This is a genomic window from Bartonella sp. CL71SXKL, assembly GCF_042194935.1.
In the GTDB taxonomy this organism is placed as follows: domain Bacteria; phylum Pseudomonadota; class Alphaproteobacteria; order Rhizobiales; family Rhizobiaceae; genus Bartonella.
The window spans coordinates 1-7,482 of the sequence record NZ_JBHINI010000029.1; the positions used below are offsets into that span (position 1 = coordinate 1).

The following is a 7,482-nucleotide window of genomic DNA, read 5'->3' on the forward strand; positions in this document are numbered from 1 at the left end:
GTGTAAAGTAAGACCATCAAAAGTGAATTTTTCATTGGTAAATTCGTATTTTTTTGCAGGCTCTTGTTGATTAACAGGGGCGGTTTCATTTGCAATATTAGAGATAACGGGGGTGGTTTCTGAGATAGAATTCATTTTATTAATCCTAGTTATTTAAAGTTTTCAATTGACACTCTATAAGAGCGCCGGGCGTTGAAAACACGGTAACTAGTCCGTCGTCATACTTTTCTCATAAAAGAGTATTGTATGGTATGACCACACCCGACAAAGCTCTCATATACTAACAAAAGCATAAAAGAAAGTCAGTATTTAAAAGACATGGGAGAGGTCGTATCGTAACCTACCCGCTAGTTATTAAGTGTTTTCAGCACTTGATTAGTTATATAACAAAATACGTATTTATTGTCAAATAATATTTCTATCTTTTTGATATTTTTCTTATTTTTTAAATACGTTGTGTATTTATAATAACTTATGCTTATTAATTGCTTCTTTTATATTTATGTGCTTCTAAAGATATATTATAGGCTTTATGAAACGATTGCGTTATTTTCTGAATCTATACATTTATAATATTTAAAAATGCTCTCATCATACGTATTTTTAGTTTTATAACCTATCAATTTTTTTACTAAATGGTTTTTAAGATTTCTGTTAATTTCTTTTAATAACACATTTGCAACTTAACAGCTTTTTATAGGGACTGTCTTTATAATCATGCCTTCATTTGCATGTGATTATGAAAGCCTGCTTTTTTCACGCATTCTCTATGGCTGTTATGTTCTTTATAGCCATGGCATCATTTTCCATTTTCATAAGAGAAATGATAAATAGAATATATGATAATTATGATTTACTGCTTTTTATGAAAACATCTAAAGAGAGAATGATAATTATAGAGATGAGCAAAATCCCTTTTAATAGACTTTTGTCATTTTTGTCAGTTAACTCTAACCCCTATAGTATTTTTTTTAATGAGATAAAAAATTAAAAACATTATATTTCAATATGTTAGTATTTTAATGATACAATCCTTATTAAGATACACCCCATAAATACAACTGTAAATATATATTTGTCAGTTATGTGTCAGTAAATTGAACTAACAAACTAGATTATTTTAGTGAGTGATTAAAATGTGCTTTATGAAAAGCATATGCTCCTTTAAAGCCTTTCAAAAGATAGTTTGTAACTCATAAGAAGTGCTATCAAGATCATTATGGTTATGAGTTTTGAAGATTTTGAGTATTTTGAGGGTTCCTTTTACGCCCCTTTATATATTATTTTTCAATCAAAAATAAAAGTTATTATATTTCAATATGTTAATGTTTTAAATAAACAACCCATATTACACACAACACGTAAATACAATCTGTAATATATATAAAAAGGGGTTTTGAAGGTATTTTGAGGGTTTGAGAAACCTTCAAAACCTATAAGTAATATAAGAAAATGAATATACATAACTCTCTTTAAACAAAGCTATCATTTTAGATTACGGTATAACCTCTTAAAGGCAATGTAAAAAAATTTAATTCACTTTAGATAGGGTTTCTTAAAAGTCTTAAAGGCAATCCAAATAAGAGTATCTAAAAGTGCAAGTTTCTTCTTTTTAGAATAACGCGCATATAAACACTCTTTTTAAAGATTATATGTAAGCAATTTATAAAGGGGGTATAGAACCTATAGGTTATAAGACCTTATACCCCTCTTGTGAGGTTAACATGTCTATCATCTGAGCATGCCAAATCTATTCAGTTTCTCTCATTTCTAATTTTGGTAGTTTTTTTACGATTTTCATTGTTTCTAAACTTACGGTAATAACCCTCTGAAACAACTCTAATGGATAAGCAGGGTTGCCAACGGTTTCAACAGCATAGCGATTAGCATCATTCACAATACCACTCTTTTTATCAGTCTTTACACACTGACGCCCCATAACCCATTCAAGAGCGGGTTTACCATTGACGATATACTCATAAGCTTCAAGAGGGATATCTGTTATTGTGATATTGCTGTTATAAAAAACAATCGATTTATCTTTTTCCTTACTATTCCCAGCGAATTTCATTTCTGTAACGTAATAGAATTTTTCGGGATTAGAGATCTCTGTAACTTTTGGATTACCCTTTTTAAAGGTCACTGGATAAGGTTCTACAGTTTCATAATTCACGTGCAAATGACCGAGTTCACGCCCTGCTGTCACAAATTTCCAAAAATCATCAGCACTCTTTACGCAAGGAATGCGAGGTAATTCTTTGCATAAATTATCAGCATAACGGGCGCGATAATCTTCCGAATGAAGTAAACCGTAAACGTAATAGAACAAATCATCTTTAGTGATAGTCTCATTAGGATAAGCTACTTTAAAATGTTCTAACCCTTCATCCGTAATGGCATCACGCCTTTGTAAACCAGCTGTTTTGTTTTCCTCTATAGAGTTTGTAAACAAATGGGATTGTTTCTCACTTTTATTTTTTGAAACCGTAGTATCTTCGTAAATATAGCGTGGAAAACATTGACCTTTTTCTATTGAATCTAAATTAGGCAAAGCTTTAGTCATCAATACAGAAAAGTCTTTCTTTGCTCCTATACCTGTAATTTGTATCACCTTATTATCAACCGCTTGTCTTATCGGGAATATCCGCGGCATTTGATAAACTGCTTCATTAAAGACGCTATTGTAATAAAGCCATTGTTGTGTAAAAGGACGGTATAGGCTTTGAATAAGGCATTTATCTTCAAATTCGGAAAATTTACCTCTTAATAATTCTCTCTTAAGAGTACTGCTCCAACTAATCTTTCTTACATCGGAATTGACGAAATCATTCACGACCTTTGCACGTGCTGTACGATCAGCATGTGAATAGGTATTATTTAAACGTTTTACCTCATTATTATAGAAGGCAGTCATGTTATTCATATTTTTCTTTACAGATTCACGGCTTGAGTTATACGTCCAAGCATCACGATTGGTTGAAACACCAAGAGAATAAGTTTCAAAGAGCTTTTTATCATGCCCCTTTTTGACACCCATAGCTAAGAATGTTTTGAAACTGTCATCACGTTGATCAAGCCAATCACTGTACTTATCTGGTGTAATTATTTGCCAACCTTGTTTGCTCCGTGTAATACCATCAATGCTACCAAGAGACTCTATTATTATAAGCTTTTCTTTTCTCGAGAGATAATCTCCAATATCACGGAAATATATTTTGCCACGCTGTTGAGATTCTGGATTTTTAACCAAAATAGAGATAGCTATGGGAGCTCGAGATCCTTCACCAAAAATGCCACCACTTTCCTTTTTACGTTGTTCTCCAGAAGTCCGTGCATTCCCCCGTAAATGGAAAATATAAAGGCTGCTAAATTCTTCAACGAGGCATTTGCGTAAACCATCCATAGAATGTCCAGTAATAAAACCGGCATTTGTTACAAAGCCGATTACCCCAGCATTATCAATACGGTCACTAGCCCAGCGGATAGCGCGGATATAACTATCATATAACTTTTGCGTACTAGTTGCTTTCGATTTAGCTATATAAGTCTCACGAATACGATCATCTAATATGGGATAAGATATATTGGGATTATTATCGTTTTCATTCTTTTGTCCTACCGAGTAAGGGGGATTACCAAAGATAACTTTGATGTTCAGATTTTTCTGGTGTTCTAAATATTCACTGTTTTCTTTGAGTATACCGTCTATCAAGTTTTTTTCTTTAAGCGTTTGAAACGTATCAGCCAAACCAATATGCTTGAAAGGGATATACTCACCTTTCATAAGACTATGATAGGTCGATTCAATGTTAATCGCTGCTATGTAATAGGCAAGCAAAACAATCTCATTGGCATGGATATCATGACGGAATTTATATGCCATATCCTCTGGTTTTATGAGATTCGATTGTAATAACCGTGTGATAAAGGTACCCGTTCCAGTAAAGGGGTCAAGTATAGAAACCCCCCGTGATCCTAGGCTTTTTCCAAATTCATTACGCAACACATCATCAACAGAATGAATGATAAAATCCACGACCTCAACGGGGGTATAAACAATCCCAAGCTTATCCGTGGTTTTCTTAAATGCCTTGGCAAAAAAGCTTTCATAAAGCGTAATAATAAGATTTTGCCTTGCTAAAGGCGAGGTAATCCCAGAAGCACGAAGCTTTACACTGTTATAAAACTCTTGTAATTCCTTGGATTCTTCCTCGATATTGGTTTTATCCAGTTCTGTTAAGATCCTTTCCATTGCTTGCGAAATGGCATTGTTTTGCACAAATTCATTTCCTTCAAACAAGGCTTCAAACACGGGACGCGTGACAAGATGTTGCGCTAACATCTCAATCGCTTCCTCTTGCTTTATTTCACTGTTTAAGTTGTTCTTTAATTCCTTATGAAATGCATCAAAAGCATGAAAGGCTTCACTGTTTTCATCAGCAAGCAGGTTTTGAAGATGCGTGATATGATTTTGAGCAATCTCAGCAACATTGCCTGCCCAATTTTCCCAATAATCCGCAATAGCAAATTTCTTTGCAATAAGGGTTTTCAAAGCATTGGGAAACTCTTTATAAAAAGGTAATCTTCCTGTTACGCTATGAATAATTTGTGGTTCATGAGCGGCTTTTCCAATCTCAAGCCCCATATGTTCTGATTTTTCATGGATATGAAGTTTATCCTCAACCGCGGTCATGCTCTTTAAGGCGACAATCTCCAAAGAATCACTAACATCTTGCCCCAAAATCATCTGGTTAAGGGTGATTTCAAAATTCTCATCATGAGCAAGCAAAGCATTGATCACTTGCCAGACTACCTTGTATCTCTTATTGTAGCGTAAAGCATGTTCAGCAGAAACCCCAGCAGGGATCCCAACGGGTAAAATGATGTAGCCTCTTTTCTTATCCTTTGCACGGCGCATGATACGCCCCACCGCCTGTATCACATCCACATGACTTTTACGCGGGTGTAAAAACATGATGGCATCAAGAGCGGGTACATCCACCCCTTCAGACAGACATCTTACATTGGTGAGCACACGGCAACTATTTTCCCCCGCATCTTCCTTAAGCCAATCAAGGGCTTTATTGCGCATTTTGGCACTTTGTTTTCCGTCAATATGAGCAAAGGTACAGTGAAGAGGCGGCGTCTCTTTATAGAGTTGATGAAGATTAAATAATTCTTCCTGTATTTCTTGAGAATTGAAGGTATCACGGATACGTTCAGAAGTTTTAATGTCTTTACAAAATGCTAAAGCCCGCCGCATGGGATTGGGGTCATCACTTAGATCAACTTTTAGATCTATTTTGGCAAGGGCTTGATAACAACCTATGATCTTGGTTTTATCATCAAGAATAAGTTCATAATTTTCATCGGTCATCAGATGTTGAATGGATTGACTTACTTCCTCTTCATTAACACCCAAAACAATAATCTTATAAGGTGCTAAGAGTTCATTCTGAACGGCTTTTGAGAAGGTATAGGTATAAAGCTCTTTTCCATAGAGCTCTTCATCATCCATAGAAGCTAGAACGGCATTGATCTCATCGGCTTTCTTTTTGGCATCATCGGTAAAGATCTTGGGCGTTGCTGTCATATACAGCCGTTTTTTACCTCGAATGATGCTGTTATCATGAACCTTGATAAATTCAGATTCATTGTCTTCAGTTCCCAATGAAGCCCCAGTGGTTCTATGCGCTTCATCACAGATGATCAAATCAAATTCGGGTAAACCATGGTCTTTTTGTGCATCCGAAATCACTTGGATTGAATGGTAAGTGGAAAACACCACGGTCATCAGATCATGTGAAACCTTACCCGCTTTGCGAGCCAGTTCTTTTGCATCCGTGGTAGCCGGCAAGGCAAGATCAGAGCTATCAAATTCAAGAGCATCATTTTTATTCTTACGACGTTTTCCTACTTGTGTATCGGAACACACGGCAAAGGAACGCAAAGGCACTTCTGTATCTTCTGTCCATTCACGAATTGTTTGAGAGATAAGAGCAAGGGAGGGCACTAGAAATAACACACGCTTGCCTTGACCTGCTATGGTTTCTGCTATCTTCAAACTAGTGAACGTTTTGCCCGTTCCACATGCCATAATTAGCTTGCCACGGTCGGCTTCTTTTAAACCTTCACAGACTTTCTCAAGAGCTTCTTTCTGATGATCTAAAAGCTTTTTTTTCGGTTTTTCTTTAAGGGGCGCTTGACCTTTTTCTTTATATGCCCCCCAATCAATTTGACTGCTTTCCAAATCAAAAAGGTTTATGCGCTGAATACGAACCTCTTGACCATCACAAGTCAGTTCAACATTGTCACTCCAATCTGTTTCGGTGCTATCAACCAGAATACGACGGGTGAAGATCTTTTTGCCAGAAGCTGCTATAAAACTATCAATATCTTCTTTTTTAATGATGTGAGAGGCGTCATAGCATTTACATTGAATAGCCGCATAGCCACCTTCATCACGGACTGTAGCGACTAGATCAATGCCAATATCAGTTCCATCTTCTCCATGCTCCTTAGCCCATTCACAATAGGTTTGAACCTTTTCGTATTCCTGCTTTTGAAGCGGGTCGTTTGTCAAATAAGCCATGACAAGGTTTTCAAACATGGTTCCTAATTCACGGGGTGATTTAGCTCGTTGACGATAATATTCTAACAAAGAGCGTAAAGTGACGTGTTCATTATCAGAATGATGAGGGCGAAGCATAAAGAATAAACTCCATGACAATATATTCTATTGATTAATTCTCTTCAAAAGAATCAAAATGAAGCTTATTAAATCCATTTTGAATGAATAGTGTGAAAAATTCGGAAAATGCTAAAAAGCGGATAAATTTTTTCAAAAAGTTTTTTTAATGCTGGTTATCCACAGCCTATGAGAGAGATCAGATCAGCAAACTAGTGAAATTTGCTATTCGTTTCACGGGTTAATCAAGACAAATGAAGCATGTGCTTTTAAAATATCATAATGATTATTTTGATAGGTTTTATGAGTCACTCAAATAGTCTATTTTGTCAGTTCAATTTACTGACACAAACTGACAAATATATATTATTGATTGTATTTAAGGTTGTATTGTCGATATAGGTTGTATCGTTAAAATACTAACATATTGAAATATAATGTTTTTAATTTTCTCTCATTTAAAAAAAATAATATAGGAGCTAGAATGAACTGACAAGACTGACAAAACTCTTCTGATAAGGTCACTCAGATCATTTGCTTTTGGAAAAAAGTTCCTTGATGAGAATGCCATAAAAAGAGTTTTGCGTGGTTGTCTTAAAGACTTCAAAAGAGATTTCTTATTGTTTTATGCTGTTGTTTTTGACGATAGGATGTGCTTGATAGCATGATGTCTCGTTTATATGCGTGTTGAGTGGCTTAGAGGGGCTGGAGAGTGAGTTTATCTCTAATTATTGATAAATATATTGTAGCATTAAACTGGGGATATTGATGTATTAACCATTGACGGGCTAAAC

General features: G+C 35.4%; 1 protein-coding gene. It reads right to left on the reverse strand.

The window, feature by feature from the left end:
- Positions 1 to 1,750 precede the first annotated feature (1,750 nt).
- Positions 1,751 to 6,709, reverse strand: coding sequence for a DEAD/DEAH box helicase (locus tag ACFILA_RS08690; RefSeq protein WP_375661023.1), 4,959 nt, complete (start codon positions 6,707 to 6,709; stop codon positions 1,751 to 1,753).
- Positions 6,710 to 7,482: the final 773 nt, after the last annotated feature.

Coding starts and splice junctions, on each gene's coding strand:
- ACFILA_RS08690 (WP_375661023.1), bottom strand. CDS start 6,709: ATGCTTCGCCCTCATCATTCTGATAATGAACACGTCACTTTACGCTCT.